26 protein-coding genes and 1 pseudogene are annotated in these 26326 nt (G+C 35.0%); 11 read left to right on the top strand and 16 right to left on the bottom strand.

Annotation, left to right across the window (positions count from 1 at the left end):
• Positions 1–66: 66 nt before the first annotated feature.
• Positions 67–1395, bottom strand: a complete 1329-nt coding sequence (locus BK577_RS19365) for a PhoH family protein (protein ID WP_026560506.1) — start codon at positions 1393–1395, stop codon at positions 67–69.
• Positions 1396–1667: 272 nt separating this feature from the next.
• Between BK577_RS19365 and BK577_RS19370 the strand changes: the two genes are divergently transcribed.
• Positions 1668–2270, top strand: a complete 603-nt coding sequence (locus BK577_RS19370) for a YhcN/YlaJ family sporulation lipoprotein (protein WP_078434464.1) — start codon at positions 1668–1670, stop codon at positions 2268–2270.
• Between the two features lie 95 nt (positions 2271–2365).
• Here the strand turns inward: BK577_RS19370 and BK577_RS19375 are convergent, their stop codons facing one another.
• The gene (locus BK577_RS19375) at positions 2366–2824 is read right to left on the bottom strand and encodes a pyridoxamine 5'-phosphate oxidase family protein (protein WP_078434465.1); all 459 of its coding nucleotides are present in this window, start codon (positions 2822–2824) and stop codon (positions 2366–2368) included.
• A 192-nt stretch (positions 2825–3016) separates the two neighbouring features.
• Here BK577_RS19375 and BK577_RS19380 point away from each other — a divergent pair, with 192 nt between their 5' ends.
• Positions 3017–3217, top strand: a complete 201-nt coding sequence (locus tag BK577_RS19380; protein WP_078434466.1) for a YlaI family protein — start codon at positions 3017–3019, stop codon at positions 3215–3217.
• Between the two features lie 132 nt (positions 3218–3349).
• Here BK577_RS19380 and BK577_RS19385 read toward each other — a convergent pair whose 3' ends face one another.
• Together BK577_RS19385 and typA are read right to left on the bottom strand one after the other, a co-directional pair.
• Positions 3350–3667, bottom strand: a complete 318-nt coding sequence (locus BK577_RS19385) for a YlaH-like family protein (RefSeq protein ID WP_078434467.1) — start codon at positions 3665–3667, stop codon at positions 3350–3352.
• Between the two features lie 153 nt (positions 3668–3820).
• Positions 3821–5662: a translational GTPase TypA gene (gene typA / locus BK577_RS19390; protein WP_078434468.1), complete on the bottom strand. Its 1842-nt coding sequence runs from the start codon at positions 5660–5662 to the stop codon at positions 3821–3823.
• A 199-nt stretch (positions 5663–5861) separates the two neighbouring features.
• Between typA and BK577_RS19395 the strand changes: the two genes are divergently transcribed.
• Positions 5862–6047 (top strand): YlaF family protein, encoded by a 186-nt coding sequence (locus BK577_RS19395; RefSeq protein WP_078434469.1) that lies wholly within the window; start codon positions 5862–5864, stop codon positions 6045–6047.
• 39 nt (positions 6048–6086) lie between these two features.
• Here the strand turns inward: BK577_RS19395 and BK577_RS19400 are convergent, their stop codons facing one another.
• The 3 genes from BK577_RS19400 to BK577_RS19410 all read right to left on the bottom strand — a co-directional run bounded on the left by BK577_RS19400 (position 6087) and on the right by BK577_RS19410 (position 7678).
• Positions 6087–6554: a GNAT family N-acetyltransferase gene (locus tag BK577_RS19400; protein ID WP_078434470.1), complete on the bottom strand. Its 468-nt coding sequence runs from the start codon at positions 6552–6554 to the stop codon at positions 6087–6089.
• Entirely contained in the window at positions 6551–7342 is a 792-nt protein-coding gene (locus tag BK577_RS19405) for an inositol monophosphatase family protein (protein ID WP_078434471.1), read from the bottom strand. The genes BK577_RS19400 and BK577_RS19405 overlap by 4 nt, the downstream gene beginning before the upstream one ends.
• A gap of 147 nt (positions 7343–7489) precedes the next feature.
• Positions 7490–7678 carry a hypothetical protein gene (locus BK577_RS19410; RefSeq protein WP_026560515.1) on the bottom strand — a complete coding sequence of 63 codons (189 nt, stop codon included), beginning with the start codon at positions 7676–7678 and terminating at the stop codon, positions 7490–7492.
• Positions 7679–7985: 307 nt separating this feature from the next.
• Here BK577_RS19410 and BK577_RS19415 point away from each other — a divergent pair, with 307 nt between their 5' ends.
• Complete coding sequence (locus BK577_RS19415; protein ID WP_078434472.1) at positions 7986–8606, top strand: YktB family protein; 621 nt, start codon at positions 7986–7988, stop codon at positions 8604–8606.
• Between the two features lie 80 nt (positions 8607–8686).
• On the opposite strand, the gene BK577_RS19420 is transcribed toward BK577_RS19415, so the two are convergent.
• Complete coding sequence (locus tag BK577_RS19420) at positions 8687–8956, bottom strand: UPF0223 family protein (RefSeq protein WP_078434473.1); 270 nt, start codon at positions 8954–8956, stop codon at positions 8687–8689.
• Positions 8957–9416: 460 nt separating this feature from the next.
• Here BK577_RS19420 and BK577_RS19425 point away from each other — a divergent pair, with 460 nt between their 5' ends.
• A complete protein-coding gene (locus BK577_RS19425) occupies positions 9417–10892 on the top strand; it encodes an aminotransferase class I/II-fold pyridoxal phosphate-dependent enzyme (protein WP_078434474.1) in 1476 nt (491 codons plus the stop codon).
• Between the two features lie 120 nt (positions 10893–11012).
• On the opposite strand, the gene BK577_RS19430 is transcribed toward BK577_RS19425, so the two are convergent.
• The gene (locus tag BK577_RS19430) at positions 11013–11153 is read right to left on the bottom strand and encodes a GapA-binding peptide SR1P (protein ID WP_078434475.1); all 141 of its coding nucleotides are present in this window, start codon (positions 11151–11153) and stop codon (positions 11013–11015) included.
• Positions 11154–11972: 819 nt separating this feature from the next.
• Between BK577_RS19430 and BK577_RS19440 the strand changes: the two genes are divergently transcribed.
• On the top strand, positions 11973–12347 hold the full coding sequence (locus BK577_RS19440) for a hypothetical protein (protein ID WP_051475548.1): 375 nt from the start codon (positions 11973–11975) through the stop codon (positions 12345–12347).
• A gap of 78 nt (positions 12348–12425) precedes the next feature.
• On the opposite strand, the gene lpdA is transcribed toward BK577_RS19440, so the two are convergent.
• From lpdA to BK577_RS19465, 5 genes are all read right to left on the bottom strand, one after another.
• Entirely contained in the window at positions 12426–13835 is a 1410-nt protein-coding gene (gene lpdA, locus BK577_RS19445; protein ID WP_078434477.1) for a dihydrolipoyl dehydrogenase, read from the bottom strand.
• Positions 13836–13838: 3 nt separating this feature from the next.
• A complete protein-coding gene (locus tag BK577_RS19450) occupies positions 13839–15182 on the bottom strand; it encodes a dihydrolipoamide acetyltransferase family protein (protein WP_078434478.1) in 1344 nt (447 codons plus the stop codon).
• Positions 15183–15236: 54 nt separating this feature from the next.
• Positions 15237–16214, bottom strand: coding sequence for an alpha-ketoacid dehydrogenase subunit beta (locus BK577_RS19455; RefSeq protein ID WP_026560523.1), 978 nt, complete (start codon positions 16212–16214; stop codon positions 15237–15239).
• A gap of 3 nt (positions 16215–16217) precedes the next feature.
• Positions 16218–17333 (bottom strand): pyruvate dehydrogenase (acetyl-transferring) E1 component subunit alpha, encoded by a 1116-nt coding sequence (pdhA, locus tag BK577_RS19460; RefSeq protein ID WP_026560524.1) that lies wholly within the window; start codon positions 17331–17333, stop codon positions 16218–16220.
• Positions 17334–17847: 514 nt separating this feature from the next.
• The gene (locus BK577_RS19465) at positions 17848–18510 is read right to left on the bottom strand and encodes a YkyA family protein (protein WP_169908388.1); all 663 of its coding nucleotides are present in this window, start codon (positions 18508–18510) and stop codon (positions 17848–17850) included.
• Between the two features lie 338 nt (positions 18511–18848).
• On the opposite strand from BK577_RS19465, the pseudogene BK577_RS26470 reads away from it, so the two are divergent.
• From BK577_RS26470 to rnjA, 4 genes and pseudogenes are all read left to right on the top strand, one after another.
• Positions 18849–18929: pseudogene (locus BK577_RS26470) on the top strand (YjcZ family sporulation protein); the annotation flags it as partial.
• 173 nt (positions 18930–19102) lie between these two features.
• A complete protein-coding gene (gene def, locus BK577_RS19475; protein WP_078434481.1) occupies positions 19103–19657 on the top strand; it encodes a peptide deformylase in 555 nt (184 codons plus the stop codon).
• Positions 19658–20094: 437 nt separating this feature from the next.
• Positions 20095–20304, top strand: coding sequence for a DNA-dependent RNA polymerase subunit epsilon (locus tag BK577_RS19480; RefSeq protein WP_026560527.1), 210 nt, complete (start codon positions 20095–20097; stop codon positions 20302–20304).
• Between the two features lie 5 nt (positions 20305–20309).
• Positions 20310–21977, top strand: coding sequence for a ribonuclease J1 (gene rnjA, locus BK577_RS19485; RefSeq protein WP_078434482.1), 1668 nt, complete (start codon positions 20310–20312; stop codon positions 21975–21977).
• 44 nt (positions 21978–22021) lie between these two features.
• Here rnjA and BK577_RS19490 read toward each other — a convergent pair whose 3' ends face one another.
• On the bottom strand, positions 22022–22681 hold the full coding sequence (locus tag BK577_RS19490) for a potassium channel family protein (protein ID WP_026560529.1): 660 nt from the start codon (positions 22679–22681) through the stop codon (positions 22022–22024).
• Positions 22682–22964: 283 nt separating this feature from the next.
• Here BK577_RS19490 and BK577_RS19495 point away from each other — a divergent pair, with 283 nt between their 5' ends.
• Complete coding sequence (locus tag BK577_RS19495) at positions 22965–24023, top strand: AbrB family transcriptional regulator (RefSeq protein ID WP_245823544.1); 1059 nt, start codon at positions 22965–22967, stop codon at positions 24021–24023.
• Between the two features lie 40 nt (positions 24024–24063).
• Here BK577_RS19495 and recQ read toward each other — a convergent pair whose 3' ends face one another.
• Complete coding sequence (gene recQ, locus BK577_RS19500; RefSeq protein WP_078434483.1) at positions 24064–26199, bottom strand: DNA helicase RecQ; 2136 nt, start codon at positions 26197–26199, stop codon at positions 24064–24066.
• Positions 26200–26326: the final 127 nt, after the last annotated feature.

Consider the following 26326-nt stretch of genomic DNA (forward strand, 5'->3'; position numbering starts at 1 on the left):
ATCGGAAAATGAGCCAACTATGGTAGTTAGCTCATTTTCTTTTCTGCTACTAGAAAAAGATAGCCCTCAGAGCAAATCTGCTGCTAATTGTGCTAACCCCGAACGCTCACCTTTCACTAATTTTACATGTCCTGCAATTGGTTGATCTTTGAATTTTTCCACCACATAGGTTAGTCCATTGTTATACTCGTCTAAATACGGATGGTCTATTTGTTCCGGATCTCCCATTAAAACAATTTTACTACGTTCCCCTACCCGAGTTAAGATTGTCTTCACTTCGTGTTTTGTTAAATTTTGAGCTTCATCAATAATAATAATTTGGTCAGGAATACTTCTTCCCCTAATATATGTTAATGCCTCTACTTCAATAGACCCCATACCTGCCAAAATGGCATCTAGTTCACCTGGTTTTTTCGTATTAAAAAGATATTCTAAATTATCAAATATAGGTTGCATCCAAGGTCTGAGCTTTTCCTCTTTTTCTCCGGGAAGAAAACCTATATCTTTTCCGACTGGAACAATAGGCCGGGCAACAAGCAACTTTTTATAAGTGCCTAAATCTTCTGTTTGCATAAGTCCAGCCGCTAAAGCAAGCAATGTCTTTCCGGTACCGGCTTTTCCAATTAAAGTGACTAGTGGCAAGTCCGTTCTTAGCAAAAGTTCCAATGCCATTGTTTGCTGAACATTCCTGGGTCTTATCCCCCAGATATGATCATGGTCAAAAACCAGACGTTGAATTTTTTTCCCTGTATGATCTACCTTTCCAATTGCTGATGAAGATCCGCCTAAAGCATCTTTCATAATGACAAATTGATTAGGATAGAAAGGATGATTTGTAATTTCAGATAAAATCAATTCATTTTTTTCGTAAAATCGATTTAAATTCTCCCCACTTATATATAAGTCAAGAAAACCTGAATAAATATGATCAATCTCAACCACTCGATCACTTAGAAAATCCTCAGCTATTAGCCCAATAGCATCCGCTTTGACTCGAACCAACGTATCTTTACTAACTAAAATTACTGTTCGTCCATCTTCCTTCGTTTGCTCCTCTAACGACAAGTTCTTTGCTACAGCTAAAATACGGTTATCATTCGTTTTCTCAACAAAAATCTCTTGCAACTGATGAAATGACCGATGGTTAAGTTCTATTCTTAATGAGCCACCATTCGTCAATGGGATCTTTTCATGTAATTTCCCTGTTTCTCTAAGTTGATCAATCAGTTTTGAAACTTGTCTAGCATTTCTGCCGATCTCATCCATATAGCGTTTTTTTGAATCCACCTCTTCCAAAACGACTGCTGGAATAACAACCTCATTTTCCTCAAATGAAAAAATGGAATTCGGATCTTGCAATAATACATTTGTGTCTAGAACATAAATCTTCCTCAAACCTCCGCCTCCTACTCCGTTGCTATTTTTTTATGGAGTGAAACAATTAGGGTGAAAAAAGTCAAGCTGTGAATGAAGCGTTGCTAAAATATATGAAAGAATGAATAAAGATAGAAGGTTTATTAGACAATAAAAATTAAAAAGCAGGAAAAAACCTCTTTCAGCACTTTCATATTGTTCATTCTAGAAACAAAAGTGTTATATCAAAGATATTCCTGCAAGATTAACACCATATTCTACCATTTAGTTATTCAGAATAAAGGAGTGATGACATGAAATTTTTACTTACGATATTGTTAATTTTGACCCTGGCCGGATGTACTACTAATCAAGGTGCTCCAAAAACAGATCAAGAAAAAGATAATGGCAGCGAGCCGATTAACGTTAAAAATAGTGTAGAAGAACATGTAGATCGTAAGTCCGGGCAGGAAATTTCAAAACATCTTGTAGATCTTGCAAATGAAATTCCTGAAGTAAATGATGCGACCGCTGTAGTTCTGGGACCCTATGCTGTAGTCGGCATAGATGTTAATTCCAAACTGGACCGTAATAAAGTGGAGACAATTAAATATACAGTAGCTGAGAGTCTTATGCATGATCCATACGGAGCTAGAGCAATTGTAATCGCTGATGCTGATACAAACGTTAGATTACGTGAAATGGCCAATGATATACAAGAAGGGCGGCCGATTGTTGGAATACTTGATGAATTAGCCGCAATTGTCGGTAGAATAGTTCCGGAAATACCAAGTGAAATTCTTGATAATCAACAAAAACAACCTACCAACCAAAATAATGATCAGTTAAATGAAAAAGAACAACAAAAATTGGAAAAAGAACAACAAGATCAGTCCAACAATCATTTAAATAAGTAAACGATAAAAAGACTGCCTATTCCCTATCCTAAGACCTTTTATCATCTATTTGGTAAAGTGATCTCTTGATGGTGATTCATATGGCAGTCTTTGTTTTATATATGATTCTTCAATGCATCTATTACTTGTTTATCAAGTTTTGCAGCTGCTTTTTCGTCATATGTTTTTTCATATTGGGGTACGGTCGAAATTTTTGAACCATAGAACATAACATCTCTTACTTCTATAATAGATAGTTCTACCACTACTAGTTTTAATGGAACATTCTTTAATTTTTCAATATTTAGATGTGCATTTCCATTAATCGAGTATGTTGATTCGTTAGCGATTAAAGTTAAAACAACAGCAGGATGTTTCTTTATATTCTCAACAATTCTCGACTTTTGATCTATCGCAATTAATATACGATTTTGATCTGGTGCAAATACCCATGAAAGTGCACTTACATTTGGTGAGCCTGTTTCATGATCGATTGTAGATATTGTTACAAAACGTTCTTTTTGTAACTCCTGAAATAATGGATCGATGAGTGCTGTTTCTACTCTATTTGCCATTTCAACCCTTCCTTTCCACTTTATACAAATATCATACCTGTTTTTTTCACTTTGTCCAACAAAATATATTCAACTAAATCTTTTCATCCTTCTGTGGTATAATAATTTTGTATAATCAACCAAAAAAAAGGAAATCCCTTATTTATATTCATAAAGAAACAAACCAGGCAGATTATCTAATAGAGGTGTTTTATGAGAGTGAAATGTGTTATATGTGACCTTGTGGAATCAATAGTGGATGAAACTTTAGTCGCAAAAAGATTAAGAAATCGCCCCATTCATACATATATGTGTACTACATGCCAAGATCGAATTACAGAGAAAACAAAAGCCAGAGTGGCAACTGGTAAGTTTCGCTTTTACCGTGATAAAAAGAATGACGACAATTGGTAAGAAATCGATTTGAATTCTTTCAGGATTCATCAGTAGTGTTGCTTAGGGTTTATGATTAAAAGTTACTCAGTTAACAAATAAAAAGAGTAAGACCGGGTTTTGATTGCAAATCCTGGCCTTACTCTTTTTTAATTAACGAACATCTTCCGCTTCTTGATTTTTAGATTGATGAAGACGGATCTTGTAAATAATTAGAATTAGAGCTGCTACTACTAACCCTTCTGCAACAGGTAAAAAGATTCCTAAAAATGTCAGTACAGTACAGCCAAGCGCTAAAAATGTATATATAACAGCTGACTTTAATATCGGTAATTTTTTAGCAAATCCCAGCTTATAAACTAAAATGGATAGAAACAAAATTGTCAAGTACAACATCCACATTCCTACCTCTGGATGATCAATTACTCGATATAAGCTTGGAAAAAAAGACAATCTTTCTGAAACATCCATCAACTTGTCCTCCTTTATAAATAAAACGCAAGGCGCTCGAGGCTAGACACCAAAACTAAGCACAAAATTTCTTATATCAATACACCTTAAAGAAATAGGCTGATTCAAAACCAAAGAATCCTCCAGTAGAATCAGCCTTATTACTTCGAATTTTTACATACCAGCTAATTTCTTTTTCTTAGCTGCTTTTTCACGTTCATTTTTATCAAGAATTTTCTTTCTTAATCTAATGGATTCCGGTGTTAGTTCACAGTATTCATCATCATTTAAATACTCTAACGCTTCTTCCAATGACATAATACGTGGTTTTTTCATCGTACTCGTTTGGTCTTTTGTAGCAGAACGGATATTTGTCTGTTGCTTCATTTTACAAATATTAACGACTAGATCATTTTCACGAGTATGCTCTCCCACGATCATTCCTTCGTATACATCAACACCTGCTTCAACAAAAATGATTCCTCTGTCTTCAACACCTTGGATACCATATGTTGTTGATTTCCCATTCTCCATTGAAACAAGTACACCTTGACGACGACCGCCAACTTTACCTGGCTGCATAGGTTGGTAGCTATCAAAAGTGTGGTTGATAATACCAAAACCACGAGTCAAAGACATAAACTCTGTAGAATAACCAATTAGACCACGTGCAGGAACATTAAAGATCAAACGAACTTGACCATTACCGTTATTGATCATATCAATCATTTCGCCTTTACGTGCCCCAATTGATTCCATGACACCCCCTGTATGTTCTTCAGGGACATCAATTTGCACTCGCTCAACAGGTTCACATCTAACACCGTCGATTTCCTTAACGATAACTTCCGGCTTAGATACCTGTAATTCATAGCCCTCACGACGCATATTTTCAATTAATATTGAAAGATGCAACTCCCCACGTCCTGAAACAACCCAAGCATCAGGAGAATCAGTTGGGTCAACTCGTAAACTTACATCAGTTTGAAGCTGAGATAATAAACGTTCCTCTATTTTACGAGCAGTAACAAACTTACCTTCACGACCAGCAAATGGACTGTTGTTAACGGCAAATGTCATTTGTAAAGTTGGTTCATCAATACGTAAAATCGGAAGAGCTTCTTGATGTTCAACCGGACAAACTGTCTCTCCGACATTGATGTCTTCCATACCCGATACTGCAACTAGGTCTCCAGCAATTGCTTGCTCAACTTCAACACGCTTTAATCCTTGGAAACCAAATATTTTTGATACACGGAAGTTCTTAATTGAACCATCAATTTTCATAAGTGAAACTTGTTGCCCTACTTTCATTGTTCCACGGAACACACGACCGATTCCAATACGACCAACATAATCATTATAGTCAAGTAATGCTACTTGGAATTGAAGAGGTTCCTCTTGATTGTCGAATGGTGCTGGAATATGATCGACAATAGCATCGAATAAAGAAGCCATATTTTCCTCTTGATCAGCAGGATCCGGACTAGTACTAGCTGTTCCATTGATCGCTGAAGCAAATACAACCGGGAATTCTAATTGATCTTCATTCGCATCAAGTTCAATAAATAAATCTAAAACTTCATCAACTACTTCTGAGGGACGAGCAAAGTCACGGTCAATCTTATTAACTACAACGATAGGTGTTAAATTTTGTTCTAAAGCTTTCTTCAATACGAATCTTGTTTGTGGCATACAGCCTTCATATGCATCAACAACAAGCAAAACACCATCAACCATTTTCATGATACGTTCTACTTCACCGCCAAAATCAGCATGCCCTGGAGTGTCCATGATGTTAATGCGACTGTCTTTATAATTAATTGCTGTATTTTTTGCTAATATTGTAATTCCACGTTCACGCTCAAGATCATTTGAGTCCATTGCACGTTCAGCAACTTGCTCATTTGTACGGAATGTTCCAGATTGGTGTAACAATTGGTCAACCAAAGTTGTTTTCCCATGGTCAACGTGGGCAATAATAGCAATGTTGCGAATATCATTTCGAAGTTTCACTATTTCATCTCCTAAAAATGTATAATAACAAGAAAAAGCATCTAAATCCTATTCTTGCTGTATTCTGAGGTAATATATTCATTATTTCAAAATCACCTTCGATATTATACCATAAACAATCTAGAAAAGCTGAAAGTTTTTAAGTAAACTGTAGAAAGATGTAAAAATATCTGTTATAAGGTTGGGAGCTGTCTGTATAATGAAACCAGGAAAATGGATTTTTCTCGTATTAGCTATTTTAGCAGCTGTATGTATGGCTGGTATTGGAATTGCCATTGGCGAACGAAGCATTGTTGGGATCCTGTTAGCTATTATCGGTTTAAACGGTGTAATGGCTACAGGTTTTATTTTCAAAAGAAAAATGCGTGAAAAAGGTTTAATTTAAAACAAAAAGAAGGGATCAATTAGATTCCTTCTTTTTGTTTTAAAGAGGTAAAACTGAAATCATGTATTCCTTTTGTGTTACTACATCTTTCTCCACTTTAAATTGTTCAAAACCACATTTCCCTAAAAATTGCATCCAAGAATCCCGCTGAATTGGGCACCCTGCAAACAATACTCTATAACCTTTTTTCGATAATTCTTCCTTATAATGAGCTATTATCATCTTTCCAAAACCTTTGTGATGTTTTGAAGGATGAATTAAGATGGTTCCAATCCAAGGCTTTTCATTCGACGGTGACCACTCAATCATAAAGCTGACACCTACATTTTTGTCAGACTCATCACACCAGATTCTCCACTGTCCTTTATACATAGAGTAAGAAAGTAAATAAGTCTCCAGCTCGACACTCACACATTCCTCTTCCTGCCACTCCGGACTAGCATCTATTAATTCCTGAAAAAATGGGAGGTCTTTTGACTGAAGTTCGCGCGCCTTAATTCTCGTCACTTATTTAAATATTCCTCTATAATATGTTGATGCAAATGCTTTTCACCGATAAAGAAGCTGTTTTTGGAGATAATGTCTAGCGGCTCTCCATCTAGTGTAGACACGCTACCACCAACTTCCTCTATTAAGATAATGCCCGCTGCGAAATCCCATGGAGCCAATCTCATTGTTATGTAAGCATCTAATCTCCCTGCTGCAACATATGCGCATTCAATTGCAGCGGAACCATAGGAGCGTGTTCCCCGTACCTTTTTTACAATTGGTACAATAACATTATGATCAAATCGTTTATTTTCTGTTACCCAAACCGGGTTTATACTTATAACTGCTTCCTCAATTTTAACTTGATCAAGCTTAGGCAGAGGTATTTCATTCATATAGGCTCCATTACCCTTAAATGCATGATAAAGCTCTTCATGAACAACATCATAAATTAGACCTATGTATCCGACACCATCACCATAAATGCCAATTGATATCGCAAAATTACGCTGTTGGTGTACAAAATTCATCGTTCCATCAATTGGATCAATAATCCATACAACTCCATTAAGATCCGTTACCTCATCACCATAGCCTTCTTCTCCAAGAATCCGATGATCGGGATATGTATCTTGTATTTTACCAATAAGAAATTGCTCTACTTCCTTATCCATATTTGTTACCAAATCATTTGGATTTGATTTATATTGAATAGAAAGTGTTGATTCAAATGATGATCTAATGATCTCTCCGGCTTCTTTTATCCATTTTTTTGCGTGTTGATCAATTTCATGCCAATTCGTCATTTTGCTACCTCTTTTCTATGTATCAATCCTACTTACTATTTTTAGGATACTGTAATGAATTAACTGAAATCAAGTAAGAGTACCTTTATCGCGCAGATAAAAACGAACCTATTCGCGAGGTTCGTTTGCAGATAAACTTATCTCCATCTAGGCCTGGAGCTTCATCCACTCTTTTCTTAACTTCTCTAATTTTTGTTTACACTCTATTTTTTTCTTTTGATCTTTATTTTGCATTGCCTCATAAAGGGTGGCTAATTCGTAATCAAGTTCGAGTCTTAACACCCCAATACGATTATTCATCATTTTCTGACCACTCGTCTTTACAATTTGTTTCATTTTTACCGCCCCTTTCATTCTCTTGATTTTATAAGTAATAACTAAGCGATTTCAAAGAGTCAATTTAGGTTTTTAATAGTTTTTTATATAATATGTGTATATAAAAAAAGTTGGAACTGCTTAGACGAAATTGTGTATATACCTAGTAAATACCACCTAAATGAATGTTCAAAACGTCGTTTCAGTTTCATAAATAGATGATATCAACAAAAGAAATGAACACAATTCATTGTGAAAAAGCCAATCATTGTTTATAATTAATAATTATTATAAAAAGAGAATTTATCTAACTAGGAGGACGCATAAGATGAAAGAATTTAATGGTTTTACTAAAGAGGATTTTAATTCATTTACTATAGATGGTCTTGAAAATAGAATGGATGCTATTCGTGAGAGGATACAACCAAAATTTAAAGAACTTGGACAAACCTTAACAGATGATCTTTCCGCCAGCCTGCAGACTGAAATGTTTTTGCATATTGCCAAGCATGCAAGAAGATCAGTTAATCCACCAAAAGACACCTGGTTAGCGATTGCCGGAAATAAACGGGGATATAAACAACATCCTCACTTTCAAGTTGGTTTATTTGATGACCATTTATTTATTTGGTTGGCCTTTATTTATGAGTTACCTAATAAAGATGGAATTGCGAAAACATTTATAACACATATCGATGAATTTAATAAGCTTTCTTCAAAAGATTATGTCATTTCTCTCGATCATACAAAAAAAGATGCAAAGCCTTTTGAAGAAATTGACTTGAACCGTTCTTTGGAACGTTTTAGAGATGTTAAGAAAGCAGAATTTCTTATCGGCCGCCACTTTCGAGCAGATGATCCAGTAGTTCGAAACGGTAAACAATTATATGAAATCATCAGGGAAACCTTTAAAGAGTTAACACCATTATATAGACTTTCATTTAAGTAATTATTATGGGTAAAATGTTAATTGAGTTTTTATAAAATTTAAAAGTCTGATCCAAAATGATGGATTAGACTTTTAACGAGTTAAGACATTCTAATTGTATGTTCATTGCTATCTTTTGCCTTTTTTATAACCTTGTATGATGAGTATCCACTAACTTCTTCAAACTCGTTGCAAATTGTTTTTTCTTCCGCTTTACTTGGAACAATTTCTTTAAACCTTCTATAAACAGTAAGCAACTCGTTACGTTCAATTCCTTTTTCATAAACCTTTTCAATGCATTCAAAAAACTTTATCACATCGACAATTTCCTCTGTACTCCAATCAAGGGAGATAGGATATTGATAATCCATTACATAACCTCTTTCTTATGTTTTCTAACCCAATAATGTTCCCGGATGCTATGCATAACTCTTGAACAGATAGGCTCTTTTACTAACCATATAATTTGTCCCGCCATTAAGAAATCCACCATCAATCTTACCATTTTTTATATATTTTATGGCATCTTCACTAATATAATTTTTCTTTTCACCATTTTGTAGGAAATAGTATCTATTTTAAATTATTTTTATATACCTTTATCATTTTAGACTTAGTATAAAAAATGTTGACTGAGCTAATTGATAACGATATAATTCATTTGTTTTATGTTAAATAAATAGTCAGATTTCGACACAAACTCTAATAATAGAAAATGTAACCGAAACTGAAATAATTCGTTTATCGGCATATATACACAAAATTAAAATTTCATCATGTCCTTTACGTGATAAACATTAACAATAAAAAAGAAAAGAAGGTGGAAATACGTTGTCACAATATGAAACACCATTGTTTACAGGTCTAATAGAACACGCAAAAAAGAATCCAATTCAATTCCACATACCAGGTCATAAAAAAGGTGCAGGTATTGACCCTGAATTTAGGGCTTTCATTGGTGATAATGCACTATCTATTGATTTGATCAATATTGGACCATTAGATGATTTACATGCACCTAAAGGTATAATAAAAAAAGCTCAGGACTTAGCTGCAGACGCATTCGGAGCCGACCATACCTTTTTCTCTGTACAAGGAACAAGCGGAGCCATTATGACTATGGTGATGGCTGTATGTGGCCCTGGAGATAAAATTATTGTCCCTAGAAATGTACATAAATCTGTTATGTCGGCTATTGTCTTCTCCGGGGCTACACCGATTTTTATACATCCGGAAATTGATAAAAGATTAGGGATCTCTCATGGCATCACGACAGATGCAGTTGAAAAAGCACTTGAACAACATCCTGATGCAAAAGGAGTATTAGTTATTAATCCAACATATTTTGGTATTTCCGCAGATTTACAGAAAATTGTTGAGATTGCCCATTCATACTCTGTACCTGTATTAGTAGATGAAGCACATGGTGTACACATTCATTTTCATGAAGACCTGCCTTTGAGTGCTATGCAAGCTGGAGCAGATATGGCCGCAACAAGCGTTCATAAGCTTGGTGGTTCTATGACTCAAAGCTCAGTTTTAAACGTAAGAGAAGGGCTTGTATCGCCTCAGCGGGTGCAATCTATTTTAAGTATGATGACTACAACCTCAACATCCTATTTATTATTGGCGTCACTTGATGTAGCAAGGAAAAGATTGGCAACAGAAGGTCATGAATTAATTCAAAAAACAATTGAATTAGCTAATTACACAAGAGGCCAATTAAATGAAATACCAAACATATCTTGTATAGGAAAAGAAATTATCGGGACAAAAGCTACCTTTGATTATGACCCCACCAAATTAATTATTCCTATTTATGAGCTCGGAATTACAGGCTATGATGTTGAAAAATGGCTACGGGAAAATTATCAAATTGAAGTGGAATTATCTGATTTATATAATATACTTTGTATTATTACACCGGGTGATACGAAAGAGGATGTAGATATGTTAATTCGCGCATTAAAAGAATTATCACATCAAATTCAAGTAACCCAAGACCAGGCAAAATCTAAGGAACGAATCTTTTTACCGGATATACCAGTTCTTGCATTAACCCCTCGTGATGCATTTTATGCTGAAACAGAAGTAATTTCCTTTAACGAATCTGCCGGAAGAATTATAGCGGAGTTTATTATGGTTTACCCACCCGGTATTCCAATCTTTATTCCCGGTGAAATCATTACAGAAGAAAATTTAACATACATTAAGAAAAACTTAGAAGTGGGTTTACCTGTACAAGGACCAGAAGACCCCACATTAGATACTTTAAGAGTCATTAAAGAACACCGTGCTATCAGGTAAATGATGAAAAAACAAGGACAGACTCCCAAGAATATACTAGTTCTTTTAAAAGATCTAGTATATTCATACTTAGGAGACTGTCCCTTTATTTTACTTTACTATATATTATGTGGTACCTATTTAATTGATCTCTACTTTTACTACATTTTGGTTTTGGTTACAACAATCCTGATGACTACATTTCCCATACAAAGTTGTCACTTTTTCACCTTCAATATGACCAATTGTAGAGTTGCAGTGCTGACATACGATTGTTCCCATCTCCATACCCCTTTTCAATCAATTTTACACTCTCAAAACCTCTAATTCTATGAAAGCGTATAACATTTCTTAATTTCATAATAATATAACACATTTAATTCGTCAATACCTAATTTGTATAACTTAATTAATCAATTAGTCATAACAATACAAAAACGTCACATTATTCAGAAAATAAGCAAATACAAAATAGCCATTAAATATCCTTTTATACATTCGTTATGTTAGACATGTTCTTACATGAACAACAAATTTTTCATATTATAATTCCTCTATTTTCTCCAATGTGTCATACTCATACTATAACAAAGAACAATAGCACTTTGTATGAGATAACATACGTTATAAGAGATGAAATAGAAAAAATAATCGCAGCTTTTCTTTTTTCCATCAATGTCAGAGCAATCAAATAGGAGAGATAGAAAAACATCAGCAGCAAAATGGACTTAGCTAACAAACTGTCTTTATTAGATAACCATTCAATTACACTGTATCCACTCCATAATATTATATGTATACAGGATAGTAAACTTAAAGTAAATTTCATTTCACTACACCTCTTCAATATGTATGAAAACGGACTACATTATAGAATACCCTACATCAAAATAGGTAATTGAATTGGAAATTTTAAGTATTTGTATAGGTAAAACGTAATATTTTTCATTTATGTAACAAATAGATGACAAGAGAAGGTTAAACCAATATATATGATAAAATAGTTATAATTTAGTCTTATTGTACGTATCTAGTTAAATATAACCTTGCTGTACATACTATTTTGGAACTATTTAAATTATTTAGAAGAGGTGGACATGGATGAAAAGATCAATACTTATTATTTTCATTATTCCAGTCGTTGTTCTTTCCTCCTGCAAAAACATTATAAATTCAGATGTGCCCACAGATTTCACTCTTAATAGAGATAAACAAATCGTGTTTTTTTCTGATGATAAAAATATTGATAGAGAAGCGATTTACTATGATGCATTATTAGTCATTAAAGAAGATTTTCCAGAAGAGTTTGAGAATATGAGAGTGATTTCTGAAAATATGGATAAACATTTATATGAGGTCGATACATACCCTTCCCTTTTAGTTGTCTCAAAAAAGGAAATTCTTGTACAAATTGAAGGAACAGTTTTATCGAAAGAAGAAATTTTAGAGCCAGTTTCTAATGCATTATTAGAGTGAGAAAAGGCATTTCATTAGCTCCTTTTAAAAATCGAACAATAAAAAGATGCTAACTTTGAAGTTAGCATCTTTTTATGATTATTTTACAATATGGATTGGGCTACCGATTGCAACTTCAGCAGCTTCCATTGTAATTTCACCTAATGTAGGGTGAGCGTGAATTGTCATAGCGATATCTTCAGCTGTCATTCCAGCTTCAATCGCTAAACCAAGTTCTGAGATCATATCAGACGCACTTGGCCCAGCAATTTGTGCACCAATAACTAATCCATCTTCTTTACGAGTAACAAGCTTTAAGAAACCATCAGTATCATTTAATGATAATGCACGACCATTAGCAGCAAATGGGAACTTAGCAGCATTTACTTCAATTCCATCTGCTTTAGCATCTGCTTCTGTATAACCAACAGATGCAAGCTCAGGCTCAGAGAAGACAACAGCTGGAATACCAAGGTAGTCGATTTCAGCTTTTTCTCCTGCAATTGCTTCTGCAGCAATTTTTCCTTCATAAGAAGCTTTATGTGCTAATTGAGGACCTTCAACAATATCACCAATTGCATAAATATTAGATATATTAGTGCGGCATTGCTTATCAATTTTGATAATTCCTCTATCAGTCATTTCCACTCCAACTTGCTCTAAACCAAGTTCATCAGTGTTTGGACGACGTCCTACAGAAACTAATAAATAATCAGCTTCGATCGTTTTTTCTTCACCATTTACTTCAAATGTAACTTTCACGCCATTTTCGTTTTCTTCAACACTTTTTGCTGACGCTTTTGTGTGAATTTCAGCACCTTTTTTCTTAAGGTTGCGTTTTACGATAGCGCTCATTTGTTTTTCAAAACCTGCTAGGATTTCATCCGCAGCTTCAATGAACGTAACTTCTGTTCCAAAGTTAGCATATGCAGAGCCAAGTTCGATTCCGATTACCCCTCCACCGATGACAACTAGCTTTTTAGGAATTTCTTGAAGGTTTAATGCGCCTGTTGAATTGATTACTCGCTTCGTATATTTGAAAGTTGGAATCTCAACTGGGCGAGAACCTGTTGCAATGATGCAATTTTTAAATTTGTACGTTTGTGAAGATGTTTCATCCATCACTTTAACTGTTTCATTATCAACGAAGTACGCTTCACCAGAAACGACATCAACTTTATTACCTTTAAGTAATCCGGCTACACCGCCAGTTAATTTTTTTACAACACCTTGCTTGAATTCTTGAACTTTAGAAAAATCAACTGTTACGTTATCAGCTTTAATACCCATTTCTTCAGAGTGTTTAGCTGTTTCATAACGATGACCGGCAGCGATCAACGCTTTTGAAGGAATACAACCTACATTTAAGCATACTCCTCCAAGTGTTGCTTTTTCTACTACTGTTACCTTTTGCCCTAATTGAGCAGCGCGGATCGCTGCAACGTATCCGCCTGGGCCTGCTCCAATGACAAGAGTATCTGTTTCAATCGGGAAATCTCCAACTACCATCGATTACGCCTCCATTAAGATTAATTGTGGATCGTTTAGTAAACGCTTGATGTGGTTAAGAGCATTTTGAGCTGTAGCACCATCGATCATTCTGTGGTCGAAGCTTAAAGATAAAGCTAGAACCGGAGCTACAACAATCTCTCCATCACGAACAATTGGTTTATCAGCAATACGACCAATACCTAAGATCGCAACCTCAGGATGGTTAATAACAGGTGTAAACCATTGTCCACCAGCCGAACCAATGTTTGTAATTGTGCATGAAGCACCTTTCATTTCATTTGGTGCAAGCTTACCTTCACGTGCTTTTGTAGCTAGTCCATTAATTTCATCTGAAATTTCAAAAACAGATTTACGTTCTGCATTTTTAACAACCGGTACAAGTAGACCTTTTTCAGTGTCAGCCGCAATACCGATGTTGAAATAATGTTTTTGAACAACTTCTTCTGTTTTATCGTCAAGAGATGTATTAAGAACCGGATACTTTTTAAGTGCTGAAGTTAGAGCTTTCACTACGTACGGTAAATATGTTAACTTAATTCCTTGCTCTGCTGCAACATTTTTGAATTGCTTTCTGTGAGCAACTAAATTTGTTACATCCACTTCATCCATAAGTGTAACGTGTGGAGCTGTATGTTTAGAGTTAACCATCGCTTTAGCAATTGCTTTACGGATTGGGCTCATTTTTTCACGAGTTTCAGGGAAATCTCCTTCTGGAATCGCTTGTGACGCAGCTGGCTTCGCTTGTTTTTCTTGTGCTGCAGATGGTGCTTCTTCAGCAGCCGGTTGTGCTGCTACTCCTCCACCTTGAAGGAAGGAATCAACATCCTCTTTTAGTACGCGACCATTTTTACCGCTGCCTGATACTTGAGTAATATTAACATCTTTCTCACGAGCATATTTACGTACTGATGGCATAGCGATAACACGCTTGTTCGGATCTACTTCAACCTCTGGTTGTACACCTTCTTGTTTTTCTTGTTTAGGCGCTTCTTCTTTTTTCACATCCTGGCCAGCCTCGGCAGTAGATTGAACTTGTGCCTCTGTTTTTTCTTCAGCTTTAGGCTCATCATCACCGTGATCGCCTTTAAATTTCAGATTTTCATAACCAGGTGCATCAAAGGTAATAATCGTTTGACCTACAGTCGCAACTGTACCTTCTTCAACGTTAACTTCTGTTACTGTCCCTTTTACTGGTGATGGGATTTCTACAACTGCTTTATCATTTTGTACTTCAGCTAGGACATCATCTTCTTCAACTTTGTCGCCTGCTTTTACAAACCACTTTACGATTTCACCTTCGTGGATACCTTCACCGATATCAGGCAGTTTAAATTCGAATGCCAAATCATTCTACCTCCTAAGTAATTGTGTTATGTCAATTATGATTTATGGATCAAATTAAAAATTGATTACTTTTTTAGCTGTTTCAAGAATATCTTTATAAATTGGAAGCCATACATTTTCAGCTTCAGTAAATGCGTAAACAGTATCAGGTGCTGTTACACGTAATACAGGAGCTTCTAAGCTTAAGATTGCACGTTCATTAATTTCAGCAACAACGTTAGCTGCTATACCAGCTTGTTTTTGTGCTTCTTGAACAACAATTGCACGGCCTGTTTTTTCTACAGAAGCAATGATTGTTTCGATATCTAACGGACTTATTGTACGTAAGTCAACAACCTCAACAGATACACCATCTTTTTCTAATTCTTCCGCTGCTTTTAATGATTCATGAACCATTGCACCGTAAGTAATGATTGATAGGTCTGTACCTTCACGTTTTACATCTGCTTTACCAATTTCAATTGTATATTCCTCTTCTGGAACTTCTTGACGGAATGAACGATATAATTTCATGTGCTCTAAGAAAACAACAGGATCGTTGTCACGAATAGCAGAAATTAATAAACCTTTTGCGTCATAAGGAGTTGAAGGAATAACTACTTTTAATCCTGGTTGTTGAGCAACAAGACCTTCTAAGCTATCTGCATGAAGTTCTGGTGTATGTACAAATCCACCAAAAGGAGAACGGATTGTAACCGGTGCTGTCCAACGACCGCCTGAACGGTAACGCATACGTGCTAATTGACCACTTAAAGAATCCATTACTTCGTATACAAAACCGAAGAATTGAATTTCCATTACTGGACGGAATCCAGTTAAACCAAAACCAACTGTTAAACCACCGATACCTGACTCAGCAAGTGGAGTATCGAATACACGATCTTCACCAAATTCTTTTTGAAGTCCTTCCGTTGCACGGAATACGCCACCATTTACACCAACGTCTTCCCCATAAACAAGGACGTTTTCATCGTTTTTTAATTCGGTGCGTAATGCATCAGTGATGGCTTGAATCATTGTCATTTGTGCCATGGCTTACTTCGACTCCTTTGCTTTGTATATTTCATATTGCTCTTTTAAGTTATAAGGCATTTCTTCGTACATGATTTCCATCAAGTCCGTTACCTTTTGTTTTGGATATTTATCCGCTTTTTGGATTGCATCTTTGATATCTTCTTTTGCTTGTTCGATTGTTTTGTTTTCTTCTTCTTCGTTCCAGATACCTTTGTCTTCTAAGAATTTGCGGAAGCGTACCAATGGATCTTTTGCTTCCCACTCATTTTCCGTTTCTTTTGTACGATATCGTGTTGGATCATCTCCAGCCATTGTGTGTGGGCCATAACGGAAAGTTAAAGTCTCGATTAAAGTAGGACCTTCACCGTTGACAGCACGCTCACGAGCATCACGAACAGCAGCATATACCGCTAAAGGATCCATTCCGTCTACTTGCACACCTACAATACCAGCAGCAACAGCTTTTTGTGCGATAGTTTGCGCAGCAGATTGCTTTTCAACTGGAGTTGAAATCGCATAACGGTTGTTTTGAACCACGAAGATAGCAGGAGCTTTATAAGCACCAGCAAAGTTAATTCCTTCATAGAAATCACCTTGAGATGCACCACCGTCACCTGTATAAGTAATCGCAACTGCTTGTTTCCCTTTCTTTTTAAGTCCAAGAGCAACACCAGCTGTTTGGATGTATTGTGCACCAATAATAATTTGTGGTGAAAGACAATTTACCCCTTCAGGCATTTGGTTACCATGGAAATGTCCACGTGAGAATAAAAACGCCTGGTATAATGGTAGACCATGCCAAATGATTTGTGGAACATCACGATATCCTGGTAAAATCCAATCTTCTTTTTCAAGAGCAAATTGAGATGCAATTTGAGAAGCTTCTTGACCAGCTGTAGGAGCATAGAAACCTAAACGTCCTTGACGGTTTAAAGAAATGGAACGTTGATCAAGGATACGAGTATAAACCATGCGACGCATAAGCTCTTTCAATTGCTCGTCACTAATTTCAGGCATTGCCGCTTCGTTTACGACTTTACCTTCTTCATTTAAAATTTGGAATGTTTCAAACTGCTTCGAAATAGCTTCAAACTGTTTCTTACTGTCAACAACAGCGCTTTTTGTTTTTGCAGCCATCTTATAACCTCTTCCTTTCCGTTTTAAGAGTTGCCCAAATTTGAATGACTTTACATCATTTCAACTTGAACATATTTAGTATTAGTAAGAGAATTCCATTATTCACAGCAATAGGTTACCCTAAAATCTTTTGGATGACACAATTTTTTTGAATTCAACTCTTCTTACCGTTAATACCACTCATGAGATGTATAAAACGTTCTCTATGTATGGTCTATGAACTTTATAAAGTCCACACTGTATTAGTTAAAATTTTATATAAACTAATACACGTTAACAATTCATTTACAAGTTTACACTAATATTTTCTCCTCCGTCAATTAGTTTGTATAAGGATTTTTAAAGACAATTCTTTCTGAAAACTCAAATCAAATAAAACTGTATTATTACAAATGTATTATCTGTAACAGTGTTGTTGGTACAGTTGCTTCGAGGTCAACCTTTTTTCACAAATTGTTTTTCATAGTAAATCTGTTTAAAAAAAAAGAGAATGACTCTTTGTTAAAGTCATCCTCTACTCATTTTCATTTATTTCAACATCCAGTTCAGCTTGTTCATAGAACGTCATTTTTTGTTCATTATATTTCTCTGTATATTTATTGAATTCCTCATTTTGCTCCATAACGCTTTTATAAGCTGCATTAATTTTTGAAATTTGCGCATCTAATTCTTCAATAGTTAAATCCTCTTTTTGTAATATTGTATATAATTCCTTATCTAGTGTAAGAGAGGTTTCATAATTCTTGAAAAGCGTTTCATAGGATTTATATCGATCTTCCATTGTCTTTTTTAGCTGATTTGCAGATTCTCTTAATGCTTCATCTTTAATATTAGCTATATCATCAGTAATTTCTTCAAATTTTTTCTTTGATGACATAATACTATCATTCTCAGCTTTAATTTTGCTCTCACGTTCTTCAACAACCGTTATCGCTTCTTTTGACAAGATTACAACTTGATCAAATTCGGTCATACCTAAGTCCATAATTTTGTTATAAAGTTCAGATTCCTTCTTTTCAAGCTCAAGTAGTGGTTCCTGTTGTTCTTTAAATGTGTCTTCCAGTGAGGCAACCTCTTCTAATGTTTGATAGATATTTTCTTCCGGTGAGGGACCTAAACAACCTGATAGTAAAATAATACATAAAAATAGCATTAATACCGTATGTTTTTTCATCATTTTTAACAAATTCCCCCTAATCATTCAGACAGTTTCTACTATAATCTGTTCCATTTATTTGCACAATCTTTTTTTGATATTTTTGGAATTAAATGGAGAGATTTGAATTCGTCTTCTATTGTTATCAAATATATGAATACTTGTCTTTTCATTAGACCATCTTTTTAACTAAAGCTTCTTTAGGCATCTGTCTATACACTTTTACCTAAGTGACATAATGTGTACTATACGTCTCGGTATGGCGTAATGATTTCGAGGAGGTACTTACAATGCATTATTACGACTTTGGAAATCACGAAGGATGCGGAAATTATGATTACGGATTTGCAGCTCCTGTTGGCTATGGCAATGGCTTTGCATTAATAGTTGTATTGTTTATCTTGTTAATAATTGTTGGGGCAGTATATTTAGGTTGTTAATATTTGTAGAACGTGGATATCTACATTTTTGATCATCCACGTTTTCCTTTTCGTTTCTTATCCGTTCATTTATAATCTAAGTATATATTATTGTGTTATGGAGACTTTCTACATACAAAGATTAATATGTAAAAACAATAAATTTGTCACCGTGTTAAAAGGAGTGTTACACCATGATTACAATGGAAGATATTATTAGAGAAGGACATCCAACGTTAAAAGAAGTAGCAAAAGAGGTTTCTCTACCTGCATCTGATGAAGATAAACAAATATTAAAAAAGATGCTTGAATATGTAAAAAATAGCCAAGATTCTGAGATAGCTGAAAAATATGGACTACGACCTGGGATTGGTCTTGCAGCTCCCCAAATAAACGTGTCAAAACGTATGATTGCTATTCATACCTTGGACGAAAAAGGAAACCAACACAGCTATGCACTCTTTAATCCTAAGATTGTTAGTCATTCTATTGAAAAAAGTTATTTAACTTCGGGAGAAGGCTGCTTATCAGTGGATCGTGCTGTTCCTGGTATTGTTCCTCGTTTTGCTCGTATTCGTGTAAAAGCAACTACCCTCGAAGGTGAACAAATAGATGTTCGTTTAAAGGGACTTCTTGCGATCGTCTTTCAACATGAGATTGATCATTTAAATGGCGTAATGTTTTATGATCATATCGATAAAAACAACCCACTTCAAGAACCTGAAAATGCGATACCAATTGAAAGGTAAGCAAGGACAATATGTCCTTGCTTTTTTAGTTCACCTAATTATGTAACCTATCTTTCCTACCTTTAAAAGGATTTAACAACAGTAAATAATTCCCACTAATCAAAATGCAAAAGAAATGTCCCTTCTCCATATACTATAACTGCATTAATATGGGACGGCTCTTGATGAAATTAAAAAGGAGGTAATCAATTTGCTGAAAAAATTAAAAAAATCACTCCGCGAACATATAAACCAGTTACTTAAAAGAAAATTTATAGCTTAAACCTTGTCATATATGGTTTTAATGGATAAAAACAAAAATTAAAAAGTGTTCAAATATATATTCGGATAAAAAAGAACTCCCTACACTTTTGTTGATATACTTGGCTTGAATAAGAATATCGAATATAATAGAAAAAGTTAGTCTAACATTCGGTAGTTAAGGAGAGATTTGGTAAATGATTTTTAAAGTGTACTATCAAGATAAAATTACTGAGGTGCCTGTTCGAGAAAGAACAAACACTCTATATATTGAAGCAACATCTGAAGAGGATGTTCGATCTAAATTAAAAGAGCGCGGGTTTAACATCGAATTTATCACTCCAGTTGATGGGGCATATTTAGAATATGAAAAGCAAAGTGAAAACTATAAAGTATTGGAGAACTGATCGTTATGAAATTTGTAAAAAATGACCAAGTTGCAGTTTTTGCATTAGGCGGACTTGGTGAAATTGGTAAAAACACGTACGGTGTTCAGTTTCAAGATGAAATCATTCTTATCGATGCCGGAATAAAGTTCCCGGAGGATGAACTTCTTGGTATTGATTATGTCATTCCTGATTATTCGTACCTAGTTAAAAATGAAGATAAAATTAAGGGATTATTTATTACGCACGGACACGAAGATCATATTGGGGGTATTCCATATTTACTTCGTCAAGTTAATATCCCTGTTTACGGTGGGAAATTAGCGCTTGGTTTACTTCGAAATAAATTAGAAGAGCACGGCCTTTTACGTCAATCTAAATTAATTGAATTTCAAGAAGACGACATTATTAAGTTTAGAAAAACATCTGTTACGTTTTTTAGAACAACACATAGTATCCCTGACTCCTATGGAATTGTTGTCAAGACACCTCCTGGTAACATCGTACATACTGGTGACTTCAAATTTGATTTTACGCCTGTAGGTGAGCCAGCTAACTTAACAAAAATGGCTGAAATTGGCCGAGACGGTGTATTATGTTTACTCTCAGATAGTACAAATAGTGAAATCCCTAACTTCACAATGTCTGAAAGACGTGTTGGGGACAGCATCCATGAAATTTTCCGGAAAGTAGATGGACGAATTATATTTGCAACATTCGCATCAAATATTCACCGACTACAGCAAGTAGTTGAAGCAGCGGTATCTCATGGGCGTAAAATCGCAGTATTCGGTCGTAGTATGGAAGCAGCTATTCAAATCGGACAAGATTTAGGTTATATCAGTTGCCCTAAAGATACATTTGTTGATGCTCATGAAATTAATCGAATGCCAGCTCACAGAGTAACAATACTTTGTACAGGTAGCCAGGGTGAACCAATGGCAGCTTTATCACGTATTGCTAATGGAACTCATCGTCAAATACAAATTATACCTGGAGATAATGTTGTTTTCTCTTCTTCACCAATTCCAGGGAACGCACTTAGTGTAAGTAAAACAATTAATCAACTTTTCAGAGCCGGTGCTGAGGTAATCCACGGACCATTTAATGATATCCATACGTCAGGTCATGGTGGTCAAGAAGAGCAAAAACTAATGCTTCGTTTAATGAAACCGAAGTATTTCATGCCAATACACGGTGAATACCGGATGCAAAAAATGCATGCTAAACACGCTGTTGATTGTGGTGTGGAAGAAGAAAATTGCTTCATCATGGATAACGGGGAAGTTTTAGCTATCGGTGATCGTGAAGTTGGAATAGCTGGAAAAATTCCTTCGGGAAATGTATATATTGACGGAAGCGGTATTGGAGATATCGGAAATATCGTGCTTCGTGACCGTCGTATCCTTTCTGAGGAAGGTCTTGTAATCGTTGTTGTGAGCATTAACATGAAAGATTTCAAAATTGCAGCTGGGCCTGACATTATTTCAAGAGGATTTGTGTATATGCGTGAATCAGGCGATTTAATCAATGATGCTCAAACACTAATTACTAAACACTTAAATAAAATTATGGAACGTCGTACAAGTCAATGGTCTGAAATTAAAAACGAAATAACAGATACCCTTTCACCATTCTTATACGAGAAAACAAAACGTCGACCTATGATCCTTCCGATTATTATGGAAGTTTAATTAAAAATACAAAAGCCGTCACTCAAGTGACGGCTTTTGTATTTTTACCCAAGTAATCGCTTTTCAAAACGGTTGATATCTGTATCCGCTCCGATAACGATAAGGATATCATTTTTTCTAATAATCTCATTTGCTTGCGGTGAAACGATAATATCTTTATCCCTTTTCATCGCTACTATATTGATTCCATATTTTGCACGGATATCCAAATCAATAATAGAATGACCATTAAGTTTTTCATTTGCAACAATTTCTACAATACTGTGTTCATCTGACAGCTCCAAATAGTCTAATACATTGTTTGAAATAATATTATGGGCAATCCTTCTCCCCATGTCACGCTCAGGATGAACAATTCGGTCTGCCCCAATTTTAGAAAGTACTTTTTCATGATAATCATTTTGAGCTTTTACTGTGATATGTTTCACTCCAAGTTCTTTTAAGATAAGTGTTGTCAAAATACTAGCTTGTATATTATCACCTATCGCAACGATTACATGATCAAAGTTACGTATACCTAAACTTTTTAAAACTGTTTCATCAGTGGTATCTCCAACAACAGCGTGTGAAGCAATATTAGCAAATTCATTCACCTTATCTTCATCTGTGTCAATCGCCATAACTTCCATGCCTTCTTCACTTAACGCACGACAGATACTACCTCCAAACCGCCCAAGTCCAATAACTGCAAATTCTTTTCCCATAAGTACTCCTCCACATACCAACCATTAGAAAATCTCGGTTTGTTGTCAATTTGAATGGTAATAGCCAAATTTACTCCATAAGATCCTTCATAACATTTTCATGCCAAAGATCGTTTAATGCTTTCTAAAAAATCGTACCATAAATCAGAATTCTTTTACAGAAGAACTAATCATCATACAACAGGAATTATGATAAAATGGAAAGAATAAATGATGACATAACCGAAATGGTTTACATGCTTAAGTTTTGATTATTTGGTGATATTCACTGGAGGATTAGATATTGAATAAAATTAAAGCGACCATCTTCCCCTATATTATTGGTTTTTTAGGTGGATATATTTTTTATCTTTGCCACATTCCACTCGCATGGATATTAGGGCCTATGACCTTCTTGATCTTATGGCGATCTATTTTTACGGATTATGATCAATTCTCACAACCTAGTATTTTAAAAAACAGCTCTTTTATTATACTAGGAATATCTTTTGGTCTTTCTTTCACAAAAGAAACCTTTCTTCTAGTAGGACCTTATATACTACCTTTTTTAGTTGTTACAATATTATTGATTATCATTAGCGTGATAAACGGTGTCTTAATTAGTAAAATTGTCAATATCGATCGAAACACAAGTATTTTCGCATCCATACCTGGTGGATTAACTGAAATGGTTGCAGCAAGTGAATCTGTTCAAGCGAACTCATCTCTTGTAACAATTTTTCAGACTGTTAGACTTTTAACTGTCGTTTTTTTGGTACCCTTTACAATTCAACATATGTTTAGCACAAATCAAATTGCACAAACAATTGTTACTACGGATGTTAACACAAGTAATTTAGCGTTTGGTTGGTATATACTAGCTGGCTTAGTTGGATGGAGCCTTAGAAAAGTTTTACCTGCAGCATTTGTTATTGGACCACTCCTTACGACAGCTTTATTAAATATCATCGGCTTGAATTTACCTGTATTTCATGATTTTTTACTTGTTTTTGCTCAGGTATCTATCGGTGTAGGTTTTGGTTTAATGATTACATTTCAAGATCTAAAAAGCGGAGGAAAATATTGTGGACTTTATTTACTATCAACTATTTTATTAATTGGAGCTAGTTTTGGATTTGGTTATGTGTTCACTCTTATAACGGATATAGATATAGGAACGGCGATGCTATCATTCGCACCAGGCGGTCTTGTTGAAATGGTGTTAACCTCATCTACAATAGGTGCAGATCCTGCAATAGTAAGTTCCCTGCAATTCATCCGATTAATTTTTATTATTAGCTTTGTTCCTTCTATATTGAAATTCAGTATAAGTAAAGTACAAAATAAACATTTAAGTACATAAAAAGTACGCACATCTTGTTATAACCAGATGTGCGCTTCTTTTAATTTTTCACTCTATCCATTTTCAATTTACTAATTACTGCTTTTATTTGAAAATAATCGATGTGATTTGGTAAGTTTTCTTTAAGCGGCTTTAATAAATCCGCCCCAAATTCTTTAATTTTATTTTTTATTATTTCTTCTTGCTTTTCAGTAAGAATTCTTGACCAATCAATAGATTGACCTTCTTCAATAGCACGAATAATATGATTTTGAACGGTGATTTCGGTTAACTCTCGTTGTTCGCTAATTTCTTTAATCGTTACGTCTTCAATAAACAATTGAAATGTTATAAGGTGGCTTGGCGTTTTATCGTGGTTTTCAATTACTTTTTTGCTTATAACTTGAGCACTGGACTTGGTTCTTTCTACCTTAACATACTCACAAATAGCAGAAATAAATACCTCTCCATAGCGTTCTAACTTTGTTTGAGCAACACCCTTAACTTCCAGAAAATCCTCATCATTTGTTGGACATTTATTACTCATATCCCTTAAACTACTATCCGAAAATATTATATAAGGTGGGACACCTAATTCTGTTGCAAGATCTCTCCTTATTATCTTCAACTTATCAAATAATTCATCATTCACTTGGATAGCTTGAACAGTCATTTGTTCTTTTTTGAACACTTGCTTTTTCTCCACCAATACCTCTATAGCCTTCTTCGTGAGCAGTATTACAGGATATTGAGCATTTGTTAATGACAAGTATCCTTCAGCTATTAAAAAATCAATAAAATCAACAATTTGTTTTTCTGTTTTACTTTTCATAAGGCCGTATGTTGTGAGATTATGAAATTCGAATTGAGATATTCGTTTATTATTCGATCCTCTCAATACTTGTGCAACCATTGTTTTACCGAATTTCTCATTCATTCGCTTTACACATGAAAATACCATAAGGGCATCTCTGGTCACTTCAATCTTAGTACGCGTATCACGGCAATTCATGCATTTCCCACAATCCACTTCAGGGATTTTTTCACCAAAGTATTCAACTATATAGGATTGGATGCATTTTTCTGTATGACATAAGTCCACCATTTGCTGAAGCTTTTGGTATTCATGGATCTTCTTATCATGATTCAGGCTTGATTGCTCAATCAAAAACTTCTGAAGCTGTATATCTTGTCCTGCAAACAAAATAAAACATTCACTCGGTTCACCATCTCTTCCGGCGCGTCCTGCTTCTTGATAATATGCTTCAATATTTTTGGGTAGATTATGATGAATGACATAACGAACATTCGATTTATCAATCCCCATACCAAATGCATTCGTAGCAATCATAATCTGAAATTCATCAAACAGAAATTGATCCTGTTGTGCAGCTCTGGCATGTTCAGACATACCAGCATGATATTTACCGCATTCAAATCCGCTTTTCTCTAGAAAATTTGATAATTCATCAACTTCCTTGCGAGTTGCTGCATAGATAATGCCTTGTTCACTTGGATTTGCTTTTAGATATTTCAAAATAAAATCGCGTTTATTTTCACCTTTTATCACATTAAATGTTAAATTATCCCTTGTAAAACCAGTAACAAATGTATGCTCCTGATTTAGATCCAACAACTGACAGATATCTGCTGTTACTTCTTTTGTTGCTGTAGCCGTTAAGGCAACAACCAACGGTTTTATTTGTAGGATCGAAATCATATGTGCGATATTTCTATAGCTTGGTCGAAAATCATGCCCCCACTGTGAAATACAGTGTGCTTCATCAATTGCTACCATGGAAATCGGTAGAGAAACAAGCAGGTCACGAAATGAGGCAGACTCTAATCTCTCTGGAGCGATATACACGATTTTGTACTCACCTGCGCTCAATTCGATTATTCTTTCTTTCAGTTCTTCTGAGGATAAACTGCTATTTATAAAAGTAGAAGAAATACCAACACTTGTCAGTGCATCTACCTGATCTTTCATTAGAGAAATTAACGGTGATATAACAATCGTAATCCCTTCCAGTAATAATGCTGGAATTTGATAACAGATTGACTTTCCCCCACCAGTTGGCATAATAGCTAATGTATCATTGCCTGCCAATAAATTTTTTATTATATCCTCTTGTCCTTTACGAAAAGAGGTATAACCAAAGTATTCTTTTAAAAGTTCTTCTGCTTTTTGAAACATTTCATCACCCTTGTATTAATTGGTCCTATCGTTTACATAAATCTAAGTATAACACGAGAATCATTTTCCGTAATTTTAGTAATATTGAACTTTTAAATGATAAAACTACTATTTAAGGTAATCAAAA

This window comes from Metabacillus halosaccharovorans (genome assembly GCF_002019635.1).
Classification (GTDB): domain Bacteria; phylum Bacillota; class Bacilli; order Bacillales; family Bacillaceae; genus Metabacillus; species Metabacillus halosaccharovorans.

Excerpts from the sequence above, each read along its gene's own strand:
- BK577_RS19370 (WP_078434464.1), top strand. The coding sequence starts at position 1,668 with ATGAAATTTTTACTTACGATATTGTTAATTTTGACCCTGGCCGGATGT.
- BK577_RS19375 (WP_078434465.1), bottom strand. The coding sequence starts at position 2,824 with ATGGCAAATAGAGTAGAAACAGCACTCATCGATCCATTATTTCAGGAG.
- BK577_RS19380 (WP_078434466.1), top strand. The coding sequence starts at position 3,017 with ATGAGAGTGAAATGTGTTATATGTGACCTTGTGGAATCAATAGTGGAT.
- BK577_RS19385 (WP_078434467.1), bottom strand. The coding sequence starts at position 3,667 with ATGGATGTTTCAGAAAGATTGTCTTTTTTTCCAAGCTTATATCGAGTA.
- BK577_RS19395 (WP_078434469.1), top strand. The coding sequence starts at position 5,862 with ATGAAACCAGGAAAATGGATTTTTCTCGTATTAGCTATTTTAGCAGCT.
- BK577_RS19405 (WP_078434471.1), bottom strand. The coding sequence starts at position 7,342 with ATGACGAATTGGCATGAAATTGATCAACACGCAAAAAAATGGATAAAA.
- BK577_RS19410 (WP_026560515.1), bottom strand. The coding sequence starts at position 7,678 with ATGAAACAAATTGTAAAGACGAGTGGTCAGAAAATGATGAATAATCGT.
- BK577_RS19415 (WP_078434472.1), top strand. The coding sequence starts at position 7,986 with ATGAAAGAATTTAATGGTTTTACTAAAGAGGATTTTAATTCATTTACT.
- BK577_RS19420 (WP_078434473.1), bottom strand. The coding sequence starts at position 8,956 with ATGGATTATCAATATCCTATCTCCCTTGATTGGAGTACAGAGGAAATT.
- BK577_RS19430 (WP_078434475.1), bottom strand. The coding sequence starts at position 11,153 with ATGGGAACAATCGTATGTCAGCACTGCAACTCTACAATTGGTCATATT.
- BK577_RS19440 (WP_051475548.1), top strand. The coding sequence starts at position 11,973 with ATGAAAAGATCAATACTTATTATTTTCATTATTCCAGTCGTTGTTCTT.
- lpdA (WP_078434477.1), bottom strand. The coding sequence starts at position 13,835 with ATGGTAGTTGGAGATTTCCCGATTGAAACAGATACTCTTGTCATTGGA.
- BK577_RS19455 (WP_026560523.1), bottom strand. The coding sequence starts at position 16,214 with ATGGCACAAATGACAATGATTCAAGCCATCACTGATGCATTACGCACC.
- pdhA (WP_026560524.1), bottom strand. The coding sequence starts at position 17,333 with ATGGCTGCAAAAACAAAAAGCGCTGTTGTTGACAGTAAGAAACAGTTT.
- BK577_RS19465 (WP_169908388.1), bottom strand. The coding sequence starts at position 18,510 with ATGATGAAAAAACATACGGTATTAATGCTATTTTTATGTATTATTTTA.
- def (WP_078434481.1), top strand. The coding sequence starts at position 19,103 with ATGATTACAATGGAAGATATTATTAGAGAAGGACATCCAACGTTAAAA.
- BK577_RS19480 (WP_026560527.1), top strand. The coding sequence starts at position 20,095 with ATGATTTTTAAAGTGTACTATCAAGATAAAATTACTGAGGTGCCTGTT.
- rnjA (WP_078434482.1), top strand. The coding sequence starts at position 20,310 with ATGAAATTTGTAAAAAATGACCAAGTTGCAGTTTTTGCATTAGGCGGA.
- BK577_RS19490 (WP_026560529.1), bottom strand. The coding sequence starts at position 22,681 with ATGGGAAAAGAATTTGCAGTTATTGGACTTGGGCGGTTTGGAGGTAGT.
- recQ (WP_078434483.1), bottom strand. The coding sequence starts at position 26,199 with ATGTTTCAAAAAGCAGAAGAACTTTTAAAAGAATACTTTGGTTATACC.